This window comes from Duganella violaceipulchra, from assembly GCF_019166075.1.
Lineage (GTDB): Bacteria > Pseudomonadota > Gammaproteobacteria > Burkholderiales > Burkholderiaceae_D > Rugamonas > Rugamonas violaceipulchra.
This window is the reverse complement of the sequence record NZ_JAHTGR010000117.1, coordinates 1-474: the sequence shown is the minus strand read 5'-3', so window position 1 is coordinate 474 and position 474 is coordinate 1. Positions and strand designations below refer to the sequence as shown.

General features: G+C 69.0%; 1 protein-coding gene. It reads left to right on the top strand.

All coding sequences use genetic code 11. From position 1 onward, the window contains the following. On the top strand, positions 1-343 hold a 343-nt coding region (locus tag KVP70_RS33225), incomplete at its 5' end, for a hypothetical protein (protein WP_217946710.1). Positions 344-474 lie beyond the last annotated feature (131 nt).

Genomic DNA, 474 nt, shown 5'->3' with positions numbered 1-474 from the left:
GCATGACATCATGCTCGCGGCGCATCAGGGCGTCGAGGTCCGGGAAATCGCCGGCATCGGCATGGGCCAGAAGCTGCCGCCCGAACGCGTTGCCAACGCGCAGGCCAATGCGGCGCCGAAGGTGCTGGAGACCAAGCCCGGCCCACCGCCCGTGCTGACCAAGCGCGGCGCCGACATCCTGGTGCGCGTCGAGAAGCTGCTCGACGACGCCGCCAGGACCGCGAACAAATCCACCGCCGACGACGGCAAGCAGCCCAAGCCGGCTTCATCGACCAGCGCGCTCGCCTTCCCGCAGAACTATGCGGAAGAGAATGCGAACGCGTCCGCCCCGCGCAAGAACTGACAAGATCCCGTGCGGCTGATCCTGACCACATTGACGGCCCTGCTGCTCGCGACCGCGGTCGGCGTCGGCGCGACCTGGATGACGACGACGCGCGGCACCGAGATCGGCGCGCTCACCATCGGCCCCTGGAC